Origin of the sequence: Sphingomonas sp. Leaf412, from assembly GCF_001425405.1 — a bacterium.
GTDB lineage: Bacteria > Pseudomonadota > Alphaproteobacteria > Sphingomonadales > Sphingomonadaceae > Sphingomonas.
Genome location: NZ_LMQP01000003.1, coordinates 344,428 through 365,160, shown reverse-complemented (window position 1 = coordinate 365,160; position 20,733 = coordinate 344,428). Strand labels below are relative to the sequence as shown.

The window sequence follows — 20,733 nt, the reverse complement described above, 5'->3', positions numbered from 1 at the left end:
CTTCGCTCAGGCCGAACGGTGGCAGCAGGTCAGTCCGGCAACCCCGGCAGCAACTTGTCGCAGGTGATCGGATAGTCGCGCACGCGCACGCCGCATGCGTTGTAGATCGCGTTCGCGACCGCCGCGCCCGCGCCCGAGATGCCCAGTTCGCCGATTCCCTTCGCATGGATCGGGTTCGCGTGGATGTCGCGTTCGTCGAGGAAGACGACCTCCTGCTGCGGCACGTCCGCGTTCACGGGCAGGTGATATTCGGCCAGGTCGTGGTTCACGATCTTCCCGTTGCGCGTGTCGTGGACGAGATCCTCGGTCAGCGCGGCGCCGATCCCGAAGGTCATGCCGCCCAGGCATTGCGACCGCGCGGTCTTCTCGTTCAGGATGCGGCCCGCGGCGAACACGCCCAGCATCCGCTCGACGCGCACCTCGCCCGTGACCGCATTCACCTTCACCGCGCAGAAATGCGCGCCGTAGCTGGCCTGCGTGAACGCCTTCTCCTGCTTGCCCGGCGCGATCTGGCCGGTGACGACGATATTCTCGTCCACGAGGTCGGTCAGGTCGACCGCGCGATTCTCCGCGATGACGCGCCCATCCTTCAGCGTCATCGCCTCAGGATCGACCCCCATCTTCTTCGCGATCCGTTCGCGCAGCATCTCGCACGCGAGATATACCGACGATCCCGCCGATCCCGCGCCCCACGACCCGCCCGATCCGGCGGAGGGCGCCGCCGCGCCGTCGCCCAGATGGACGACGACGCGGTCGAGCGGCAGGCCCAGCGTCTCGCCCGCGATCTGCGCCAGGATCGTGTAGGTGCCGGTGCCGATATCGGTCATGTCGGTTTCGACGATCGCGCGGCCGTCGGTGGTCAGCGTAACCTGTGCCGACGATTTCATCAGCATGTTCGATCGCACCGCGGCGGCGACGCCGATGCCGTGGAGCCATTCGCCGCGCCGGTCCTGCCCGGCGGGCTTGCGCGCCGCCCAGCCGAACAGGTCCGCGCCCTTGTCGAGGCAGGGGATCATCTGCCGCGAGGAGAAGGGGATCTGCTTTTCCGGATCCTGCTGCGGCTCGTTGCGGCGGCGAAGCTCGATCGGGTCGAGGCCGGTCGCCTCCGCCAGTTCGTCCATCGCGCATTCCAGCGCCATCTGCCCGACGGCCTCGCCCGGCGCGCGCATCGATCCCGACGCGGTACGGTTCAGGCGGACCATGTCGTGGTTGATGCGCCGGTTCTCGCCCGCATAGGCGAAGTGGGTGCCGATGCCGACGGGTTCGAAATAATCCTCCTCCGGCAGGTTGGAGACGATCGAATCGTGGACCAGCGCGACGATCCGCCCGTCCGCGTCCGCGCCCAGCTTCACGTTCTGCTCGGTGTTCGAGCGGCGCACGGTGGCGTCGAACACCTGCTGGCGCGCCATCACGATCTTGACCGGGCGGCCCAATTGCTTCGCCGCGATCGCCGCCGCGACGCTTTCGGGGGCGATGCCCAGTTTCGAGCCGAACCCGCCGCCGACGTAGCGCGAGATGATGCGGACCTTGTCCGCCTTCACGCCCAGCGCGTCGGCAAGCTGCGCCTGATCGCTCGCGACCATCTGGTAGGCGCCGTGGAGCAGGAGCGTGCCGTCCTCCTTCCATTCCGCGGTGGAGGCGTGCGGTTCCATCGCGGCGGAATTCTGGCTGGGCGTCGTATAGGTCACGTCGATCTTCACCGCCGCCGCGGCGAAGGCACCGTCGGGGTCGCCCTGCTCGCTGTGCGCGGGCACCTGACCGTCGGGGGGCGTGTCGGTTTCGTCGCGAAGGCGGTCGAAGTCGTAGCGGCCCTCGGCATATTCGTATTCGACCTGAAGCTGCGTCGCGGCGTCGCGCGCAGTCTCGAAATCCTCCGCCACGACGACCGCGATCGGTTCGCCGTGATACTGGATGTCCTCCACGCCCTGCACCGGCGCCGCCATCTCGCCGCCCTGCGCGGGATTGCGGATGAAGGCGGCATAGTCGGTGACGACCGCGATGATGCCGGGCATCGACTGCACCGCGTCGGCGTGGATCGCCTTCACCCGCCCCGCGCCCACCGTCGCGCGGACGAGGACGCCGTACGCCAGGTTCTCCGCGGGATATTCGGCGGCGTAGGTCGCCTTGCCGGCGACCTTCAGCGGGCCTTCGACGCGGTCGAGCGGCTTGCCGATCAGCCCCTGCGCGCCCGTGTCGAGCAGGCTGTCGGGGTGCGGCTTGTCCATCGTCAGCGCATTGGTGTCGCGCGACGTGAAGATATCGAGGATACTCATGCGGTCAGATCCCGGAGGCAGGCGATCAGCGTTCGGCGGGCGAGCGGGATCTTGAAATCGTTGGAGCCGAAACCGCGCGCATCGCGCAGCAGCGCGGCGGCGGCGGCCTCGAACACCTCGGTCGAGGGGGCCTTGCCGACCAGCGCCGCCTCCACCGCGGCGTCGCGCCACGGCATCGGGCCGAGCCCGCCGAAGGCGAGCGACGCGCCCGCGATCGTCCCGTCCTGCATGTCGATCACCGCGGCGACCGACACGAGCGCGAAGGCGTAGGACGCGCGGTCGCGGACCTTGCGGTACAATTGCTTCCCCTTCGGCGGGGCGGGCAGTTCGACATGGGTGATGAGCTCGCCCGGCTCCAGCACGGTCTCGATCTGCGGCGTGTCGCCCGGCAGGCGGTAGAAATCGTGGATCGACAGCCGCCTTTTGTCGCCGTCGGGCCGCTGCGTGACGATGACGGCGTCGAGCGCGCGCATCGCCACCGGCATGTCGCCGGGGTGCGTCGCGATGCAGCTGTCGCTGGTGCCCAGCACCGCCATGATGCGGTTGAACCCGCCGATCGCGTCGCAGCCCGATCCGGGCGCCCGCTTGTTGCAGTTCGCGGCGGTGTCGTAGAAATAATAGCAGCGCGTCCGCTGGAGCAGATTGCCCCCCGTCGTCGCCTTGTTCCGCAACTGCCCCGATGCGCCCGCGAGCAACGCGCGGCTCAGCACCTCGTATTTCGCGATGACGCGCGGATCGGCGGCGAGGTCGCTGTTGGGCACCAGCGCGCCGATCGTCAGCCCGCCGTCCTCGCGCTCCTCGATATGCGTCAGGTCCAGGCGGCTGATGTCGATCAGCTTCTCGGGCGTCTCCACCTGCAATTTCATCAGGTCGAGCAGGTTGGTCCCGCCCGCGATGAAGCGGCCGCCGCCGGTCGTCGCGGCCTCGACGGTGTCGGCGCGGGCGTAATCGAACGTCTTCATGCGACCTTCTCCGCGGCGGACACTTCACGGATCGCGTCGACGATGTTGGGATAGGCGGCGCAGCGGCAGATGTTGCCGCTCATCCGCTCGCTGATCTCCCCGTCGTCGAGGCTGACGTCGGTCAGGTCGCCCGTGACGTGACTGGGCCAGCCCTTCCTGACCTCGTCCAGCATGCCCACCGCGGAGCAGATCTGCCCCGGCGTGCAATAGCCGCACTGATAGCCGTCGTGGCGGACGAAGGCGTCCTGCATCGGGTGGAGGTTGCCGACCTGCCCTAGCCCCTCGATCGTCACGATGTCGTCATCCTGATGCATCACCGCCAGCGTCAGGCAGGAATTGATGCGGCGGCCGTCGACCAGCATGGTGCACGCGCCGCACTGGCCGTGGTCGCATCCCTTCTTGCTGCCGGTGAGGCCGAGATGTTCGCGGCACAGGTCGAGCAGCGACGTGCGGATGTCGACGTCGGCCTCGCGGGATTGGCCGTTGATGGTGAAATGCATGGAGCGTCTTCCTCGTATCGATAGCCAAACGCCGGGAAAGCCGGGGGTTTCCGTGCGAACCATTCTCACATCGCTGCTGGTCAGCGGATGCGCGCCGATGCAGGATAGGCCGATGCCGTCCCCGCTGTCCCCACCGATCGTCATCGCGCACCGCGGCGCCAGCGGGGAGCGGCCCGAACACACGCTGGCGGCGTACCGGCTGGCGATCGCGCAGGGGGCGGACGTGATCGAGCCCGACCTGGTCCCGACGAAGGACGACGTGCTGGTCGCGCGGCACGAGAACGAGATTTCGGAGACGACCGACGTCGCCGACCATCCCGAATTCGCCGCGCGGCGGACGACGAAGGAGATCGACGGGAAGCGGCAGACGGGCTGGTTCACCGAGGATTTCACGCTCGCCGAGCTGAAGACGCTGCGCGCGAGGGAGCGGTTGCCGCTGCTGCGCCCCGACAACCGTGCCTTCGACGGGCAGGAGACGATCCCGACGCTGGTGGAGATCATCGCACTGGCGAAGGAGGCGGGGGTCGGCATCTATCCCGAAACCAAGCATCCGACCTATTTCGCATCGATCGGGCATCCGACCGACGCGCCGCTGGTCGCCGCGCTGCATGCCGCGGGGTGGGACGCGCCGGACGCGCCCGCCTTCATCCAGTCGTTCGAGGTCGCGAACCTGAAGCGGCTGGCGGGGATGACGCGGCTGCGGCTGATCCAGCTTGTCGCGGCGGACGGTGCGCCCGCGGACGGCGCGGTGGGCAGCTATGCCGCGATGACGACGCCCGCGGGGCTGCGCGACGTCGCGCGTTACGCCTGGGGCATCGGGCCCGACAAGGCGATGCTGTGGGACGGCGACGCGGCCACGCCGCTGGTCGCGGATGCGCATGCCGCGGGGCTGCGGGTCCATCCGTGGACGTACCGGGCGGAGAATTATTTCGTGCGCGCCGGCTTCCGTCACGGGCTGAACCCGCGCGGACATGGCGATATCACGGGCGAGATACGCGCGGCGCTGGCGCAGGGGGTGGACGGTTTCTTCACCGACTTCCCCGCCATCGGCGTCGCGGCACGGAAGGGGAAATGATGCGTGGATTGATCCTGCTGGCGGCGTTGCCGCTGCTGGCGACGGGCGGATGCGTGGCGAAGGCGGCGTGGGACGTCGCGACCCTGCCGGTAAGGGCGGGCGCGGCGGTGGTCGACGGCGTCACCACCAGCCCGAAGGAGCGCGACGAGAAATGGGTGCGCCAGCAACGCAAGGCGGCGGAGCGCGAGGAGAAGGAGCGCCGCGCGTGGGAGAAGAAATGCCGCAAGGATCGCGACGGCTGCGGCGATTATGACGGCTATCGCGCGCCTTACGGCGGGCGGTAGCGGGGTGGGCGCCGGTGGCCGCGACCATCGCCGTCATGCCGGGCCCGACCCGGCATCCATCGCGCCGCACAAGCATCGGCCGAAGATCCGGCGGCACGATGGACCCCGGAACACGTCCGGGGTGACGGCGTGGTCGGGGCTGCTCGCCCGCATTTCGCGACCGTCCGGCCGTCGCCCTTGGGCAGCTTTGATCGCCGCGCTCCTCCTCGCCGCCTGCGCGCCGCGCGCGGCGGAGGTGCGGGTGGCGTTCGATCGTTCGGGCATCACCGAGGTCGATGCGCGCGGGGTCGCGGACCGGCGGACCGGGCGGCGCGTCACGGCGGATGATCCGGTGCGGATCGCCAGCATATCCAAGACCGTGGTGGCGATGGGCGTCATGCGGCTGGTCGAAGCCGGGACGCTCGACCTCGATCGCGACGTGTCCGACTATCTCGGCTGGCGGTTGCGGCACCCGCGCTTTCCCGATGCGGCGATCACGCTGCGCCTGCTTCTGTCGCATCGTTCGGGCCTGACCGACGCCGCCGACTATGCGATCCCGCTGGGCGACACCGTCCGCGCGCGCGTCGGCGATCCGCGCGCGTGGGACGCGGGGCACGCGCCGGGGACGTTCTTCCGCTACACCAACCTCAACTTCCCCGTCGTCGCGTCGGTGATCGAGCGGGTGACGCAGGAGCGGTTCGACCGCGCGATGGCGCGGCTGGTCATCGGTCCGCTCGGGCTGGACGCCTGTTTCAACTGGGCCGCGTGCCGCCCGGCACGCGCGGCGCAGGCGGTGGTGCTGTACCGCGCCGACGGCGGGGTCGCGACCGACGACCTGAAGGGCGCGCCGCCGCCCTGCCCGGTCAACGCACCCGCCGGGCCGTGCGATCTCGCGCACTACGTCCCCGGGGACAATGGCGCGCTGTTCTCGCCGCAGGGGGGATTGCGCGTGTCGATGCGCGATCTGGCGAGGGTGGGGCGCGTGCTGCTGAACGACGGCGACGGCTTCCTGACGCCCGCGTCGGTGGCGGTGCTGACGACGCCGGTGTGGACCTTCGACGGCGGCAACGGCGTGACCGGCGAGGGCGGGGACGGCGGGTTCCTGTGCCGCTACGCGCTGGCGGTGCAGACGCTGGCGACGCGTCGCGACGGGTGCCGCGACGATCCGTTCGGGGACGGCGTGGCGCGCGTGGGGCATGCGGGCGACGCCTATGGCCTGCGCTCGGGCCTGTGGGTGAACCGCGCCGCGGGAACGGGCGTCGCCTATTTCGCGACCGGCGTGGCGGACGGCGTTCGCGGCAGGCGGAGCGCGTTCGCGCCGCAGGAGGAGCGGCTGGCGCGGGGGCGGTGATCCCGGAGGGGCGCCTTTCCTTCCCGATCAAGGGTCGGCTGGCGTTACGGGCGCCGGCCTCGGTGATGCACCTGCCCCACCCCCAATTCCTCCCCCGAAGGGGAGGGGCTTGTCTTCAGGCGATCGCCACCGCTTCGCGATCCACCACGCTGGTTTCCGCGGCATAATCGGCGCAGCTGCCGGCCCAGTTCTGGTACACGCGGCCGTTCGCCGCCTTGTACCAGCTGCGGCAATGCGGGTCGGCCCACACCGTATTCTCCAGCAGCGCGGCGATGCGGTCGTTGAAGCGGCGCTGCCCCTCCGCCGTCACGTCGGCGGCGCGGGCGTCGTCCTTCTCGACCTCCGCCAGCGTCGAGAGCAGGAAATCCACCTGCCGCTCGATCATGAAGCTGATGGAATTATGGCCCAGGTTCGTGTTCGGCCCGTACAGCATGAACATGTTCGGGAAGCCGTGGACCATGATGCCCAGATACGCCTCCGGCCCGTCCTTCCACGCCTCGCGCAGCGTCGTGCCGCCCTCCCCCGTCACGTCCATCGACCATTTCCATTCGGTCGTCTCGAACCCGGTGGCGAAGACCAGTATATCGAGGTCGTGGAAACCGTCCGCGGTGCGTACCCCGCCCGCCTCGATCCGCTCGATCGCGGCGGTTTCCAGCGTCACGTCGTCGCGCATCAGCGCGGGATAGAAATCGTCGCAGATCAGGATCCGCTTGCACCCGATCGGGTAATCCGGCGTCAGCTTCGCGCGCAATTCCTCGTCCGGCACCTGCGCCGCCAGATGGTCCAGCGCGGTGCGGGTGAAGGCGGCGCGCCCTTCCGGCGTGAACTGGAACGCCTGCCAGAAGAAGGCGTCGGACTGGTCGAAGATCATCGCGCGGCTCGCGGCGCCCAGCCGCATCGCAACGTCCAGGTTGGTCGCCATCAGCGCCTTCGTCTCGTCGGTCACCGCGGTGTCGTTGCGCGGGATGACCCAGTTGGCGGTGCGCTGGAACACCACCGTATGCGCCGCCGCCTTCGCGACCTCGGGGATCAGTTGCACCGCGCTGGCGGCGGAGCCGACGACGCCGACGCGCTTGCCCGTCAGGTCCAGCCCCTCGGGCCAGTCGGCGGCGTGGAACATCGCGCCCGCGAAATCCTCGCGCCCCGGGATCGCGGGGAATTGCGGGCGCGACAATTGGCCCAGCGCGGGGACGATCGCATCGACCGTCTCGCGCGCGCCCTTCTCGGTCACGATATCCCACGCGGTGCCGTTCCACGTCGCGCTCTCGACGCCCTCGTTCAGGTGGAGGCAGTCGGACAGGCCGAACTGATCGACGAGGCTTTGCGTATAGGCGTGGATCTCCGGCCCGCGGGCGTAATGGTGGCTCCAGTGCGGATTGGGCGCGAAGCTGAACTGGTACAGGATCGCGGGCACGTCGCACGCGACGCCGGGATAGCGGTTCGCGCGCCACGTGCCGCCCACGCTGTCGGCATGTTCGTACAGCAGGACCTCATGCCCCGCCTCGCGCGCCTTGATGGCCGCGCACAGCCCGCCCATGCCCGCACCGATCACCGCGATACGCTTCGCCATCCGCTCTCTCCTCGCCGCGCAGGATGGCGCGGTCGGCGGCGGATGGGAAGGGGTTAAGTCGATCGCTTCAGAGCATCCGCCGTCATCGCGCACGCCCCGTCGCTTTCCACTCCGCCGTCACCCCGGCCGTGTGCCGGGGTCCACCGGGCCGCGCACCCCGACGCGGCGGGGGCGCGGCGCGGTGGATGCCGCGACAAGCCCGGCATGACGCAGGAAGGAAGATTACGGCGCGATCGAATAGGCGACGTACACCTGCTGGCGCGTCTCGATCGGGCGCGGTTTGATATCGATCGCCACCGGCGGCGGCGGGGGCGGCGGCGGCGGCGCGGCGGCGGGCCTGCTACCGGTCACGACCATCTCCGCCGGTCCGCCCCCCGACTGGTCGCTGACCGACACCAGCTCGCCCAGCCGCGCGCCCGCACCCGCCGCCAGCGTTTCCGCGCGCGCCTTCGCATCCGCGATCGCCGCCACCGTCGCCCGGCGCTTCGCGTCCGCGGGGTTCGACAGCTCGAACCCCGCCAGCCGCGCGTCGCTGGCGCCGAGGCGGGAGGCGAGGCCCACGGCGGTCGCCGATTTGTCGACCGCGCGCGTCTTCACCCCCGCCTGCATCGTGGCGAGGTGGCCGACGATCGCGCACGCCCCCTGGCTCAGCCGCGGGTTCGAGCCGTAGCCGCGATTGTCGTCGCACGCCTTGTCGCGCACCTCGATGACGGTGACGTTTGCGGTCGTCACCTCCGCCTGCCCGCCCAGCAGGCCGGTCACACCCGCGGCGATCGCCTTCTGCCGCTGCGCCAGCGCGGCGGTGGCGGCGTCGGGCGTCGCGCCCTCCCCGCGCACCCAGTAATCGATCCGCGCGACATCGGGCGCGGTCTCCACCGTGCCGCTGCCCATGACGCGGATCGTGCGGTCGCGCCGCGCATCGTCCTGCGCCGCCGCGGCGACGGGAAGGATCAGCGCGGTGGCCAGAAGCAGGGGACGGATCATGCCTTTCTCCTCAAATCGCGGCCAGCGCCTGTTCCATGTCGGCGATCAGGTCGTCCGCGTCCTCCACGCCGATCGAGATGCGGACGAGGTTGTCGGTGATCCCCAGCGCCTGCTTGCGCGCGTCGGGCACCGACAGGTGAGTCATGCCCGCGGGATGCGACGCCAGCGTCTCGGTCCCGCCAAGGCTGACCGCCAGCTTGGCGATGCGCAGCGCGTCGAGGAACCGGAACGCCTCCGCCTCGCCGCCCTTCAGGTACAGCGAGAAGGTCGAGCCGCCGCCGCTGCAATGGCGGCGATAGATGTCCGCCTGCCGATCGGTGCCGTCGGCGAGGAAGCCGAGATAGCCGACATGCTCCACCTTCGGATGATCGCGCAGGTACGTGCAGACCTTTTCCGCATTCTCGCCCGCGCGGCTCATCCGCAACTCCAGCGTCTCCAGGCTGCGCAACAGCATCCAGGCGGTATTGGGGTCGCAGATCGTGCCGATCGTATTGCGCATCGCGCGCACGACGTTGATCGCCTCCTTCGACCCCAGCAGGCCGCCCGCGACCAGATCCGAATGCCCGCCCGCATATTTGGTCAGCGAATAGATGACGAGGTCCGCGCAATGTTCCAGCGGCTTGTGCCACAGCGGGCCGAGGAAGGTGTTGTCGATCGCGATCGGCGGCTTTTCCGCGCCGAAGATCGCGTCGCGGCTGGCGGCGACCGCCTCCACGTCGACCAGCGCGTTGGTCGGGTTCGCGGGGCTTTCGAGGTAGATCAGCGCGACGTTACCCTCCGCCGCCTTCGTCATGACGGCGTCGATCTCCTCCCGCGTCGCGCCCGCGGGGAAATCGAGCCACGTTACGCCGAACTTGCCCAGCACGCGGCCGATCAGCGTCTCGGTCGCGGCGTAGAGCGGGCCGGAATGGACGATCGTGTCGCCCGGCTTCACCATCGCCAGGAACAGGGTCGCGATCGCGGACATGCCGCTGGAAAAGGCCAGCGCATCCTCCGCCCCTTCCCAGATGCCGAGGCGATCCTCCAGGATTTCCTGGTTCGGCCCGTTGAAACGGGAATAGACGAGGCCCTCCGCGCCGCCGGGACGCTTGCCCGTCACGCCTTCGAAATGGCGCTTCCCCGCCGCGGCGTTGGGGAAGACGAAGGTGGAGGTGAGGAAGATCGGCGGCTTCAGCGATCCTTCCGACAGCATCGGATCGTAGCCGTGCCCCATCATCAGCGTCGACGGCTTCAGCTTGCGATCGCCGATCTTCTCCAGCTCGGGCTTGGGCGACACGCGCCCCTCGACACCGGTCAGGTCATCTTCGGTCGGCATGGTCATCGATCATTCCTTGGGGAGGTCATAGGGCACGAACGTCCCCAGGCGGCAGGATGCCCCCGGGATCGACGTGCCGGGTTGCACGGTGCGGAACCGGTCGCCGCGGCACAATTGCGCGCCCTGCGGTTCCAGGATCAGAATATCGTTCACGTTCATCGGCGTACAGCGCGCCAGCGGCTGCGTCACCCACAGCCGGCGGCCGTCGCGCAGCGTCAGGGTCGCGGGGTCGGCGATCACCAGCCGCTCGGTCTGGCCGAACGACACGCAGGTCGCCGGCTTGCCCGCGACGCGCCCGGCGCGCGGGTCCGACGACGCGGTCGCGGCCACGGCGGCCAGCGCGATCAGGGCAAGGGCGCGCACGGATTCAGGGCGCGGTGTACGGGGTGAAGTCGCCCAGCGCGCAGCCGCCGTTGGGAAAGCCGGTCTGCCGGTCCGCGGTCTGCGCGATGTCGCCGCGGCACAGCCGTGTCTGGTACTGGCGCGTGATGAGCACGTCGTCGCGCGCCACCGCCTCGCACCCGCCGGTCGTGCGGTTGACGTACACCAGCTTGCGGCTGACGCGGTAGATAAGCCGGTCGCCGTACGCGCTCAGCGTCGGGCGGGTGAAGCGCGTGTCGATGCAATCGACCGGCTTGCCCGGCACCTTGCCCGCGATCAGCTTCGTATAGGCGATCTGCGCCCGCGACGGCGGATCGGGGGCGCGGTCCTGCGCACTGCCCGCGACGGCGGCACCGGCCGCCGCGGCGGCGAGGAAGATCGGCAGTCCGCGCATCGTTCGTCTCCTTCCCCCCGGTGTCGCCATAGGGCATTCAGCCCTTGAATGCATCCTTGCCGCTGCGCAGCCGCGCCAGCTCCGCCGCGTCCGCGGCGCGCAGGAACGGGTTCGTCGCGCGCTCCTCCCCGATCGTGGTGGGCACGGTCGCCTCGCCCGCCGCACGGCGGCGATCGACGTCCGCCATGCGCGTCGCCAGCGCGTCGTTGCCGGGATCGACCGACAGCGCGAAGCGGCCGTTCGACTGCGTATATTCGTGCCCGCAATACACGCGCGTCGCGTCGGGCATCGCGGCATACCGCTGCATGTTGCCGAACATCTGCGCCGCATCGCCCTCGAACAACCGGCCGCATCCCATCGCGAACAACGTGTCGCCGGTGAAGACGACGCCCGCATCGGCGAAGTGGAAGGCGACATGCCCCGCGGTATGGCCGGGGACGTGCAGGACGGTGGCATTGCTCCGCCCTAGCGCGATCGTGTCGCCGTCCGCCACGCCGTCGTCCAGCGTCGGGATCTTCGCCCGCTCGGCCTCCGGCCCGATCACGCGCGCGCCGGTCGCGGCGACGATGTCCGCATTCCCGCCGGTGTGGTCGGGGTGCCAGTGCGTGATCCAGATCGCGTCGATCGACCAGCCGCGCTCGCGCGCGGCGGCGAGGACGGGCCCCGCCTCGCCCGGATCGACCACCATCGTCGCGCCGGTATCGTCATGGACGAGCCAGCTGTAATTGTCGCTCAGTACCGGTACGCGGACGATGTCCAGCATCACCAGCTGCCCGTGTTGGGCATCGACTTCCACGGTTCGGCGGGGGCCAGCACGCCGTCCTGCAACAGCTCGATCGAGATGCCGTCGGGGGTCTTCACGAACGCCATGTGCCCGTCCCGCGGCGGGCGGTGGACGATGTGTCCGGCGTCGAGGATGCGCTGGCACGTGTCGTAGATATCGTCGACGCGATAGGCCAGGTGGCCGAAATTGCGTCCGCCGCTATAGTCCTCGGGCGCGCTGCCATCCTCCGCGGGCCAGTTGTACGTCAGTTCGACCTCCGCATTGGCGCGCTCGCCCGGCGCATTCATGTCCTCGGGCGTGGCGAGGAAGATGAGCGTGAAACGACCCGCCTCATTCTCCATCCGGCGGACTTCCTTTAGGCCCAGCAGGTCGAAGAAGGCGATCGTGGCGTCGGGATCGGCGACGCGGATCATGGTGTGGAGATATTTCACTTGGCCTCCTTCGTGGCGAATTGCGTAAGCGCGTTGGCGGCTGAACGCCCGGCGGGGGCATCGGGTGCCAGCCGCGCCGCCTCCCGCCACGCCGCCTGCGCCTTGTCCGCGTCGCCGCCCGCCGCGGCGATGTTGCCCGCCTCCAGCTGCACCTGCGCATCGTCGGCGGCGCGGCGCAGCGCCTGCGCGATGTCCGCCTTCGCGCGCGCAAGGTCGCCGGCGCGGCGCGCCAGCGTGGCGGACAGCAGCCACGCGAGCGGATCCGCCTCCGCCGACACCAGCGCCTGGTCGATATCGGTGCGCGCCGCCGCAATGTTTCCCGCCGCGACGAGCGCGCGGGCGCGGTCCAGATACGCCTCCCCGCGCGCCAGCCCGGTCAGCGTGCCCGCCGCCAGCGCGGCGTCGAGCGCGGGGCGCGCCTTCGCGGCGTCGCCCGCCGCCAGCCACGCATTGCCCGCCTGCGCCCAGTAATCCGCGGCGCGCGGATCCTTCGCCAGTTCCCCCGCGCGGGCGGCATCGGCGAAGGCGCCCGCCGCCTCCGCGAAACGGTCCTGCCCCGCCAGCGCGAGGCCCAGGCATTGCTTCGCGGTCGCACCGCCCCCGACCGTGGCGCGCGCGGTTCGCTCCGCCGCGGCGGGATCGGCCTGCGCCTGCGCGATGCACGACGGCGCGGCGGCCTGCGCCAGCAGGAACAGGATCATGGCACGACGTCCTCGACCGCCCGGATCAGCAACGCGATATCGTCCTCGCGCGAGAGGCGGTGGCCGCCGTCCTTGACCAGCCACGTCTGAACGTGCGGCGAACGGATCAGGCCCGCCAGCGCGACGGTACGGTGCCACGGCACGTCGGTGTCCTGCTGCCCCTGGAGGAAGCGCACCGGACCATCGAACGCGATCGGCCCCGCCATCACGCGGTTCGCCTCCCCCGATTGCCAGAAGCGGCGGGTATAGACGGTGGGTTCGGGGCCGTAGGGATTGGGGCGTTCCAGGCGCCCGTGCTGGAGGAGGTACAGTTTCTCCTCCTGGCTGAAGCCCCAGTCGGTGAAGTCGGGCGCGGGCGCGATGCCGACCAGCGCGGCGATGCGGTCGCCCAGCGCCTGCGCCACCAGCAGCGCGATCCAGCCGCCCATCGAGCTGCCCACCAGCACGACCGGGCCGGTCGTCGCCGCGTCGATCATCGCGACCGCATCGTCGCGCCAGTCGGCCAGCGACTGTTCCTCGAACGCGCCCTCGCTCTGCCCGCAACCGGCATAGTCGAAGCGCAGGAATCCGCGCCCCGTGTCGCGCGCCCATCCCTCCAGCGCCAGCGCCTTCGTCCCCTGCATGTCGCTGGCATAGCCGGGCAGGAAGACGATCGTCGGCCCGCGGCCCTGCGTCAGGTGGAAGGCGATGCGGGGACGCTGTGGCTCGGTCATCGACCGGATATAGGCGTCCCCGCGCAGGCCGTCACCCGGGCTTCGACGGGCTGACGAACACCGCCTCGATGCCGAGGTCGAACAGTTCGGCGATGCGGAAGGCGAGCGGGAGCGAGGGGTCGTAGCGCCCGGTCTCGATCGCGTTGACGCTCTGGCGGCTGACCTCCAGCAGGTCCGCCAGATGCTGCTGGCTCCACCCGCGTTGCGCGCGCAGGTCGCGCAGGTGGTTCGTCACACGCGCCGCTCCAGCACCCGGTTGACGCACGCGCCCAGGCCAAGCCCCGCGAACCACACGACCGCGATCCAATAGGCATCGACGTGCCGCGCGACGCCGAAGCTTTCCATGAAGCCCCATGCGGTCGCGATCGTGAGCGCGAGGCCGCTGGCGACGAGCGTCTGCCGGATCACCAGCATCCGCTGATATTCGTCGCGTTCCGCCACGATGTAGCGGCCGATCGCGGCGAAGATCCCGATGATCGGCAAGGCGGGTAGCAGCGCGGCGAAGAGCGCGAGCGGCCCGACGGCGATATGATGCCGGAACAGCCAGATCGCGGCGAACAGGAGCACGGCGTAGGCGGCGCTGAATTGCAGGACGTCGCGGTTGTAGCGGCGCTGGGCCGGGGTCGAGGACATGAGTCGCGCTCCTTCGTTGTGTGAAGCACGCTTTACATGACAAGCTCGCTTTACGTCAAGCGTCCTTTCCATCGAGCGCGCGCACGATGTCCGCCGCCAGCAGGCTCAGCGTATCGTCCCGCGCGCCCATCACGACGATGCGGTCGCCGGGACGGGCGACGGCGACCAGATGCGCCGCCGCCGCCTCGCGCGACGCGATGTGTCGCGCGGTCGCGCCCGCCAGCGTCAGGTCGCGGACGATGTCGGCGCTCGTCACCTCGCGCACCACGGTGCCGCCCTGGTAGACGGGATCGCACAGGACCAGTTCGTCCTGCGCCCCCAGCTTCGCCGCCAGCATCGCGACCAGCTCGCCGCGCATCACCTTCAACGGGCCGTAGCCGTGCGGCTGGAACAGCGCGAGGATGCGGCCGGGGAAGGCGTGGAGCGTGTCGAGCGTGGCGGCGATCTTGTCCGGGTTGTGCCCGAAATCGTCGATCACCGCGACGCCTTTCGCTTCTCCGACGAGATCGAAGCGACGGCGCAGGCCGGTGAAGGTGCCGATCGCGGCGCAGGCGCGGTCGAGCGGGACCCCGGCGGCGACGCTCGCCCCGATCGCGGCGAGCGCGTTCGCGACATTGTGGCGGCCGGGCACCTGCAAATCGACGCGGTGGGCGCCCAGCGTGAACGACACCGCGAACGGCCGCTCCTCGATATCGGTCGCGACGAGATCGGCGTCGCCGCGCAGCGAGAAGCGCGTGACGCGCGCCGCGGGCAGCGTCGTCGCCAGCGCGGCGGCATCGGGATTGTCGGCGTTCACGACCGCGTGGCCCGCCTTGCCGATGAAGTCGCCGAACAGGCGGTTCAGCTCCTCCAGCGACTTGTGGTCCAGGCTGACGTTGTTCAGCACCGCGACCCGCGGCGCGTACAACGCGATCGATCCGTCGCTTTCGTCCACCTCGCTGACATAGGCGTCGCCCTCGCCCACCAGCGCGCTGGCGAAGGGGCGGTCGGCGCGCGCGAAATCCTTCATCACCGCGCCGTTCATGACCGTGGGGTCGCGTCCCTCGGCATACAGGATCGCGGCGATCATGCCGGTGACGCTGGATTTCCCGCTGGTCCCCGCGACGCCGATCGGCAGCGCGGCGGCGTTGAACAGCGCGGCGTTCAGGTCCGCGCGCGACATCCGGCGGCAATTGAGGCGCGTGGCGGCGACGATATCGGCCACATTGTCCTCCACCGCCGCGCTGGCGACGACGACCTGCTCAGGCGACACGATCCCGCTGCCGTCCTGCGGGTGGAGCGCGATGCCCAGCGCGGTCAGCGCGTCGAACTTGGCGGGCACGCGGCCCTGATCCAGCCCGCGGTCGGAGCCCGCGACGATCGCACCGCGCCCGGCGAGGATCATCGCCAGCGGCATCATCCCCGATCCGCCGATCCCGACGAGGAAGAAGCGCGCGCCCGATACATTGCTGTCCTGCATGATGTCGGGCTATCGCGATTAACGTGCGGGGGGGCAAGCTGACCCGTCGCACGTGTATCCCCGCGAAGGCGGGGATCCAGACTGGGCTCCCGCCGTCGCGGGAGCACGATCGGTTCGAATGGAGCGCGAGAATGAAGATCGGGGTCCTGGCTTCCAGCAGCGTGGCGAACCCGGACGTGATCGCGCCCGTCGCCGCCTTCGCCGCGGTCGCCTATCCGGAGGTCGACCTGATCTTCCATCCGCAATGCTACGACCACGACGGGCATTTCGCGGGGTCGGACGCGACGCGCGCGGCGGCGTTCCTGCAATATGCCAACGATCCGTCGATCGACGCCCTGTGGTTCCTGCGCGGCGGCTACGGATCGAACCGTATCCTGGCGGAGATCATGCCGAAGCTGGGCGAGGCGGCGCGGCACAAGACGTACATGGGCTATTCCGACGTCGGCTTCCTGCTAGGCGCGTTATATGCGCGCCGCATCGGGCGGCCGGTCCACGGCCCGATGCCCGCCGACATCCGCCGCAAGCAGGGCGACGCCACCGTCGCGCGCGCGCTGGCGTGGATGGCGCGAAAGGATCGCACCGCGCTGGAACCCGGCCTCGACGGGCGCCCGGCGGCGGCGTTCAACCTGTCGATCCTGACCGCGCTGATCGGCACGCCCTATCTGCCCGACCTGGCCGACCATGTCCTGATCGTGGAGGAAGTGTCGGAGGCGATGTACGCGATCGACCGGATGCTGTTCACGATGGCCAACGCGACCCAGTTGCGCAGCATCGCGGGCGTCCGGCTGGGCGCGGTGACCGACGTGGGGGAGAACGAGCCGAAATGGGGCGAGACGCTGGAGACGATGATGGCGCGCTGGTGCCGCGACATGGGGGTGCCGTACCTCGGCCGCGCGGAGGTGGGGCATACGCAATCCAACCGCGTGGTGCCGTTCGGGATCGCGTGAACGCCGTTTCATGCTCGCAATGACGAATGGTCACACGGCGAAAGCTCGCCATCGTTTCGCCCGGATCGCCATGCTAGTCACGCCGCGTTCCCGCGTTCCCCAAGGTAATCCCGCATGATCCTCCCCCTCCTGCTCGCCGCCGCCGTGCCGCAGGAAGCGCCGCCGATCATCGTGTCCGGCCCGCTGCCCGCCACGCCGCAGACGCCCGCGACGATGGTGGTGGAGCCGGTCGCGATGCTGATCGCCACGTTCGATGCCGACGACGATGCGATGGTCGACCGGTCCGAACTGCTGTCGGGCGTGAAGACGTCGTTCGAGGCGATCGACACGGGGAAGACGGGCACGATGCGCTACATCGCCTTTTCCGACTGGGCGCTGCGCTACCTGGGCGATCGCGCCGCCCTGCCCAGCCCGTACGAGGTCGACCGCGATCAGGACGACAAGGTCACGCTGAACGAGATGCAGGATCATTTCAGCCGCCTGTTCGCGCGCTACGATCGCGACGGGGACAAACTGATAAGCCGCGCCGAACTCGTCACCTATCGCACCGGGCCGATCGGCGCCAACGGGCCGACGCAGGGGCCGAAGCCCGGCGAGAAGCCGTCGCAGCCGCCCCGCGGGCGACCGCCGCGGCGATGACGCGCGTCGCCTTCGATATCCACGCCACCGACGGGCGTGCGCGCACGGGCGTCCTGGCGATGGAGCGCGGCGACATCCGCACGCCCGCGTTCATGCCCGTCGGCACCGCCGCCACGGTGAAGGCGATGAAGCCCGCGGACGTGCGCGCGACCGGCGCGGACGTGATCCTGGGCAATACCTATCACCTCATGCTGCGCCCCGGCGCGGAGCGGGTCGCGCGGCTGGGGGGCTTGCACGACTTCATGGGCTGGGACCGGCCGATCCTGACCGATTCGGGCGGCTATCAGGTGATGAGCCTGTCCGCGCTGACGAAGCGGAGCGAGGAGGGCGTGGCGTTCGCCAGCCACCTTGACGGGACGAAGCACCTGCTGACCCCCGAACGCTCGATCGAGATCCAGCGGCTGCTGGGGTCGAACATCGTCATGGCGTTCGACGAACTGGTCCCGACGACCTCGCCGCGCGAGGTGCAGGCGGCGGCGATGGAACGCTCGATGCGCTGGGCGCGGCGCAGCCGCGACGCGTTCGACGCGGGCGGCGACCATGCGTCGCGCAACGCGGTGTTCGGCATCCAGCAGGGCGCGCTGGACGAGGGGCTGCGCCGCTGGTCCGCCGACGCGCTGATCGACATCGGCTTCGACGGCTATGCCATCGGCGGACTGGCGGTGGGCGAGGGGCAGGAGGCGATGTTCGCCTGCCTCGATTACGCGCCGCGACAATTGCCCGCGGATCGCCCCCGCTACCTGATGGGGGTGGGCAAGCCCGACGACATCGTCGGCGCGGTGGAACGCGGGGTCGACATGTTCGACTGCGTCCTGCCGACGCGATCGGGGCGCACGGGGCAGGCGTTCACCCGCACCGGCCCGATCAACATCCGCAACGCCCGCTTCGCGGAGGATACCGGCCCGCTCGACCCCGAATGCGCGTGCAGCGTGTGCGCGACGTGGAGCCGCGCGTACCTGCACCATCTGGTCCGCAGCGCGGAGATGCTGGGCGCGATGCTGATGACGGAACACAATATCGCCTTCTATCAGGCGTTGATGGCCGACCTGCGCGCCGCGATCGCGGCCGGGCGGCTGACCACGTTCGCCAACGATTTCCGCGCGCTGTATGCCGCGGGCAAGGGAGAGCAGAAACGATGACCGACGAACCCAACGAAATCCTCGCCACGGTCGCCGCGGCGAAGGCGAACGAGGGCGCGGGCGCGGAAAAGGCCGCGGCGGAGCGGCGCGAGCGTCACTGGCAATTGGGCAAGATCGGCCTGGGCGTCGGCATCGGCTCCGCCGCGGTCGCCGCCGCGGTGCTGTTCGCGAACCGCGACAGGAAGGGGTGATCCGACCGCGGTTCGGCAAGCAGATGTAAGGAGATAGCGGGTATGGGCGGCGCGTGACCCCGCCCCGCCCCTTTCCGCTTGTCCATGCCGCACTGGCCGTGTGGGGCGCGGTGGTGCTGGCGGGGGGCGTGCTTGCCGCACAGGCCGGGCTGCGGTTGCTGGCGCCCGTGCCTGCGCCTCCCCCGGCGGCGATCGACCGCGCGATTCCTGCCGCGCCGCGCCCGGCACCGTCGCCTCCGGCATCCTATGCGCTCGCTTCCCCTGCGCGCGGGGTGACGGGCACCACGCCGCTACCGCCGCTGCCGATCGCGGGCAGCGCGCCGACCACCGCACCCGCGCGCGCCTTCTCGCTGTCGGGGATCGCGCCGGTCGACCGCGGTCGCGCGCTCGATTGCCTTGCCACCGCGGTCTATTACGAGGCGGCGAGCGAAAGCGATGCGGGGCAGCAGGCGGTGGCACAGGTCGTGCTGAACCGCGTGCGCCACCCCGCCTTCCCCGCCACGATCTGCGGCGTGGTGTATCAGGGCTCTGAAAGATCGGTGTGCCAGTTCAGCTTCGCCTGCGACGGCGCGATGGCGCGGGCGCCCGCGCGCGGCGGCTGGGCACGGGCGACGCGCAATGCGGCGGCGGTCCTGAACGGGCTGGTGTACACGCCCGTGGGCCTTGCGACGCATTACCATACGTTCGCGGTCACGCCCGCGTGGAACCGGACGCTGGTGATGACCGACGCGGTCGGCGCCCATTTCTTCCACCGGTGGAAGGGGTTCTGGGGCACCGCCGCCGCCTTCGTGCAGCGGTATCGCGGTGGCGAACCGGTGCCGGGACCGCACCTTCGATCGACGCAGGCGGTACCGGAAGCGGCGACGACGCCACCCGCGCCGCCGCCGCCCGACATGCGCGACCGCTATGTCACCAGCGGCGCACCCCTCGCCCCGGTCGCGCCGGAGCAACGGCTGCCCGAATCCACGATCCTCGATCGCTGGAAGGATTCGGGTCGCCCGCTGCGTTAGCGGCAGCGCACGTTGTTGCGATCGACCGACTGGCCCAGTGCCGCACCGCCCGCGCCGCCCAGCAGGGCGCCGAGCAGGCCCGATCCGCCGGGAGAGATGATCGAGCCCAGCGCACCGCCCGCCAGGCCGCCGACGATCAGGCCGGTCGTCCCGTCGCTGCGGCGGCAGTAATAGCGGCCGTCCTGTCCGGCATACACGCGGTCGCGCCGCGACAGCCGACGCTCGCGATAGGTCGGCGCGTCGCGATAGTAGCGATCGGCGTAATAGCCGCCCGCCGCCGGATCGGCACGGTTGTAGTCGTACGCGCCCCAGCCGTTGTAGCCCGCGTTGCGCGGACCGTAACCGTCGCCGTAGGTGGAACATCCCGCGAGCATCGCGGCGCCGCCGATGGCGGCCAGCATCATCGCCTTCATCATCATTCTCCCATTGCCTTCACGACGGGACGAATGATCGGCACGACGATTTGGTTGCGCACGCGCAACGCCCCGCCGGAAACCGGCGGGGCGCGCGACGGGGTCAGCGGCGATACTGGCGGTCGCGCTTCTGGATCTTCACGCGCGCGCTCAGCGCGTCGAAGCGGCGGTTCAGGTCCTGCCGTTCCCAGTTCGACAGCCCGTTGGACCGGCGATAGCGCTGCTCCAGATTGGCGAGGCCGCGGAAATCGGTGCGCAGGCGATACGCCTCGTTACGGTTCAGCGCGCCCGAACGGATGCCCTGGTCGATCCGCTGGTCCAGCCGCGCCTGCCGCTGGTTGATCGACTGCCACGGGGCGGCCTGCGCGACGGCGGGCGCCGCGACCGCGGCCATGGTGAGCGCGGCGACGAAGGCGGTCTTGAAGCGGTTCATGATAAATCTCCTTTTCACCGGCGTTTGAAGCCGATGGAAAGGAAATAGGGCGCAACCGTCGCGGATGTTTCGCAAGGATCGTACGAAAGTGTAACCGCCTGTCGCGGATCCGGCGGGGCCGTTCAGATTACCGCGCAAGCCCTCTCCCCTGCGGGGAGAGGGTTGGGTGAGG

25 protein-coding genes are annotated in these 20,733 nt (G+C 70.1%); 8 read left to right on the top strand and 17 right to left on the bottom strand.

The genetic code is table 11. The annotated features are described in order from the left end of the window. Positions 1-29: 29 nt before the first annotated feature. From ASG29_RS08910 to ASG29_RS08900, 3 genes are read right to left on the bottom strand one after another with little or no spacing between them, the layout of a single operon-like run. Complete coding sequence (locus ASG29_RS08910) at positions 30-2,273, bottom strand: xanthine dehydrogenase family protein molybdopterin-binding subunit (RefSeq protein ID WP_055982956.1); 2,244 nt, start codon at positions 2,271-2,273, stop codon at positions 30-32. Beyond that, positions 2,270-3,235 (bottom strand): FAD binding domain-containing protein, encoded by a 966-nt coding sequence (locus ASG29_RS08905; protein ID WP_055982954.1) that lies wholly within the window; start codon positions 3,233-3,235, stop codon positions 2,270-2,272. The genes ASG29_RS08910 and ASG29_RS08905 overlap by 4 nt, the downstream gene beginning before the upstream one ends. Continuing rightward, complete coding sequence (locus tag ASG29_RS08900) at positions 3,232-3,735, bottom strand: 2Fe-2S iron-sulfur cluster-binding protein (RefSeq protein WP_156457958.1); 504 nt, start codon at positions 3,733-3,735, stop codon at positions 3,232-3,234. Before ASG29_RS08900 ends, ASG29_RS08905 begins: the two co-directional genes overlap by 4 nt. Positions 3,736-3,847: 112 nt before the next feature. Between ASG29_RS08900 and ASG29_RS08895 the strand changes: the two genes are divergently transcribed. The 3 genes from ASG29_RS08895 (at position 3,848) to ASG29_RS08885 (ending at position 6,424) form a co-directional block, all read left to right on the top strand. Continuing rightward, positions 3,848-4,810, top strand: coding sequence for a glycerophosphodiester phosphodiesterase (locus tag ASG29_RS08895; RefSeq protein WP_235532843.1), 963 nt, complete (start codon positions 3,848-3,850; stop codon positions 4,808-4,810). Next, positions 4,807-5,094 (top strand): hypothetical protein, encoded by a 288-nt coding sequence (locus tag ASG29_RS08890; protein WP_235532841.1) that lies wholly within the window; start codon positions 4,807-4,809, stop codon positions 5,092-5,094. Before ASG29_RS08895 ends, ASG29_RS08890 begins: the two co-directional genes overlap by 4 nt. A 187-nt stretch (positions 5,095-5,281) precedes the next feature. Then, entirely contained in the window at positions 5,282-6,424 is a 1,143-nt protein-coding gene (locus ASG29_RS08885) for a serine hydrolase domain-containing protein (protein WP_055982951.1), read from the top strand. Between the two features lie 115 nt (positions 6,425-6,539). On the opposite strand, the gene ASG29_RS08880 is transcribed toward ASG29_RS08885, so the two are convergent. From ASG29_RS08880 to ASG29_RS08825, 12 genes are all read right to left on the bottom strand, one after another. Further along, on the bottom strand, positions 6,540-7,994 hold the full coding sequence (locus ASG29_RS08880) for a flavin-containing monooxygenase (RefSeq protein ID WP_055982949.1): 1,455 nt from the start codon (positions 7,992-7,994) through the stop codon (positions 6,540-6,542). Positions 7,995-8,216: 222 nt separating this feature from the next. Then, on the bottom strand, positions 8,217-8,978 hold the full coding sequence (locus tag ASG29_RS08875; RefSeq protein ID WP_055982946.1) for an SIMPL domain-containing protein: 762 nt from the start codon (positions 8,976-8,978) through the stop codon (positions 8,217-8,219). Between the two features lie 10 nt (positions 8,979-8,988). Then, the gene (locus ASG29_RS08870; RefSeq protein WP_055982944.1) at positions 8,989-10,299 is read right to left on the bottom strand and encodes a cystathionine gamma-synthase family protein; all 1,311 of its coding nucleotides are present in this window, start codon (positions 10,297-10,299) and stop codon (positions 8,989-8,991) included. Positions 10,300-10,302: 3 nt separating this feature from the next. Then, the gene (locus tag ASG29_RS08865; RefSeq protein WP_055982942.1) at positions 10,303-10,656 is read right to left on the bottom strand and encodes a hypothetical protein; all 354 of its coding nucleotides are present in this window, start codon (positions 10,654-10,656) and stop codon (positions 10,303-10,305) included. A 4-nt stretch (positions 10,657-10,660) separates the two neighbouring features. After that, positions 10,661-11,068, bottom strand: coding sequence for a hypothetical protein (locus tag ASG29_RS08860; protein WP_055982941.1), 408 nt, complete (start codon positions 11,066-11,068; stop codon positions 10,661-10,663). 37 nt (positions 11,069-11,105) lie between these two features. Next, a complete protein-coding gene (gloB, locus tag ASG29_RS08855; RefSeq protein ID WP_055982939.1) occupies positions 11,106-11,831 on the bottom strand; it encodes a hydroxyacylglutathione hydrolase in 726 nt (241 codons plus the stop codon). After that, on the bottom strand, positions 11,831-12,265 hold the full coding sequence (locus ASG29_RS08850) for a VOC family protein (RefSeq protein ID WP_055985340.1): 435 nt from the start codon (positions 12,263-12,265) through the stop codon (positions 11,831-11,833). The genes gloB and ASG29_RS08850 overlap by 1 nt, the downstream gene beginning before the upstream one ends. 14 nt (positions 12,266-12,279) lie before the next feature. After that, positions 12,280-12,984, bottom strand: a complete 705-nt coding sequence (locus tag ASG29_RS08845) for a tetratricopeptide repeat protein (RefSeq protein WP_055982937.1) — start codon at positions 12,982-12,984, stop codon at positions 12,280-12,282. Beyond that, complete coding sequence (locus tag ASG29_RS08840) at positions 12,981-13,697, bottom strand: alpha/beta hydrolase (RefSeq protein ID WP_055982935.1); 717 nt, start codon at positions 13,695-13,697, stop codon at positions 12,981-12,983. Before ASG29_RS08840 ends, ASG29_RS08845 begins: the two co-directional genes overlap by 4 nt. A 31-nt stretch (positions 13,698-13,728) precedes the next feature. Continuing rightward, positions 13,729-13,932: a helix-turn-helix transcriptional regulator gene (locus ASG29_RS08835; protein WP_055982933.1), complete on the bottom strand. Its 204-nt coding sequence runs from the start codon at positions 13,930-13,932 to the stop codon at positions 13,729-13,731. Next, a complete protein-coding gene (locus tag ASG29_RS08830) occupies positions 13,929-14,330 on the bottom strand; it encodes a hypothetical protein (protein ID WP_055982931.1) in 402 nt (133 codons plus the stop codon). Before ASG29_RS08830 ends, ASG29_RS08835 begins: the two co-directional genes overlap by 4 nt. Before the next feature lie 55 nt (positions 14,331-14,385). Further along, the gene (locus tag ASG29_RS08825) at positions 14,386-15,789 is read right to left on the bottom strand and encodes a glutamate ligase domain-containing protein (protein WP_055982929.1); all 1,404 of its coding nucleotides are present in this window, start codon (positions 15,787-15,789) and stop codon (positions 14,386-14,388) included. Between the two features lie 131 nt (positions 15,790-15,920). Here ASG29_RS08825 and ASG29_RS08820 point away from each other — a divergent pair, with 131 nt between their 5' ends. The 5 genes from ASG29_RS08820 to ASG29_RS08800 all read left to right on the top strand — a co-directional run bounded on the left by ASG29_RS08820 (position 15,921) and on the right by ASG29_RS08800 (position 19,715). Continuing rightward, the gene (locus ASG29_RS08820) at positions 15,921-16,736 is read left to right on the top strand and encodes an LD-carboxypeptidase (protein WP_055982927.1); all 816 of its coding nucleotides are present in this window, start codon (positions 15,921-15,923) and stop codon (positions 16,734-16,736) included. A gap of 114 nt (positions 16,737-16,850) precedes the next feature. Beyond that, positions 16,851-17,375, top strand: coding sequence for a hypothetical protein (locus ASG29_RS08815; RefSeq protein ID WP_055982925.1), 525 nt, complete (start codon positions 16,851-16,853; stop codon positions 17,373-17,375). Beyond that, positions 17,372-18,514: a tRNA guanosine(34) transglycosylase Tgt gene (tgt, locus tag ASG29_RS08810; RefSeq protein ID WP_055982923.1), complete on the top strand. Its 1,143-nt coding sequence runs from the start codon at positions 17,372-17,374 to the stop codon at positions 18,512-18,514. The genes ASG29_RS08815 and tgt overlap by 4 nt, the downstream gene beginning before the upstream one ends. Continuing rightward, a complete protein-coding gene (locus ASG29_RS08805; RefSeq protein ID WP_055982921.1) occupies positions 18,511-18,705 on the top strand; it encodes a hypothetical protein in 195 nt (64 codons plus the stop codon). Before tgt ends, ASG29_RS08805 begins: the two co-directional genes overlap by 4 nt. A 53-nt stretch (positions 18,706-18,758) precedes the next feature. Then, positions 18,759-19,715, top strand: a complete 957-nt coding sequence (locus ASG29_RS08800) for a cell wall hydrolase (RefSeq protein ID WP_082515870.1) — start codon at positions 18,759-18,761, stop codon at positions 19,713-19,715. On the opposite strand, the gene ASG29_RS08795 is transcribed toward ASG29_RS08800, so the two are convergent. Both ASG29_RS08795 and ASG29_RS08790 read right to left on the bottom strand, forming a co-directional pair. Beyond that, on the bottom strand, positions 19,712-20,128 hold the full coding sequence (locus tag ASG29_RS08795) for a hypothetical protein (RefSeq protein WP_055985335.1): 417 nt from the start codon (positions 20,126-20,128) through the stop codon (positions 19,712-19,714). The genes ASG29_RS08800 and ASG29_RS08795 overlap by 4 nt on opposite strands. Positions 20,129-20,231: 103 nt before the next feature. Next, the gene (locus ASG29_RS08790; protein ID WP_055982919.1) at positions 20,232-20,561 is read right to left on the bottom strand and encodes a hypothetical protein; all 330 of its coding nucleotides are present in this window, start codon (positions 20,559-20,561) and stop codon (positions 20,232-20,234) included. Between the last annotated feature and the right edge of the window lie 172 nt (positions 20,562-20,733).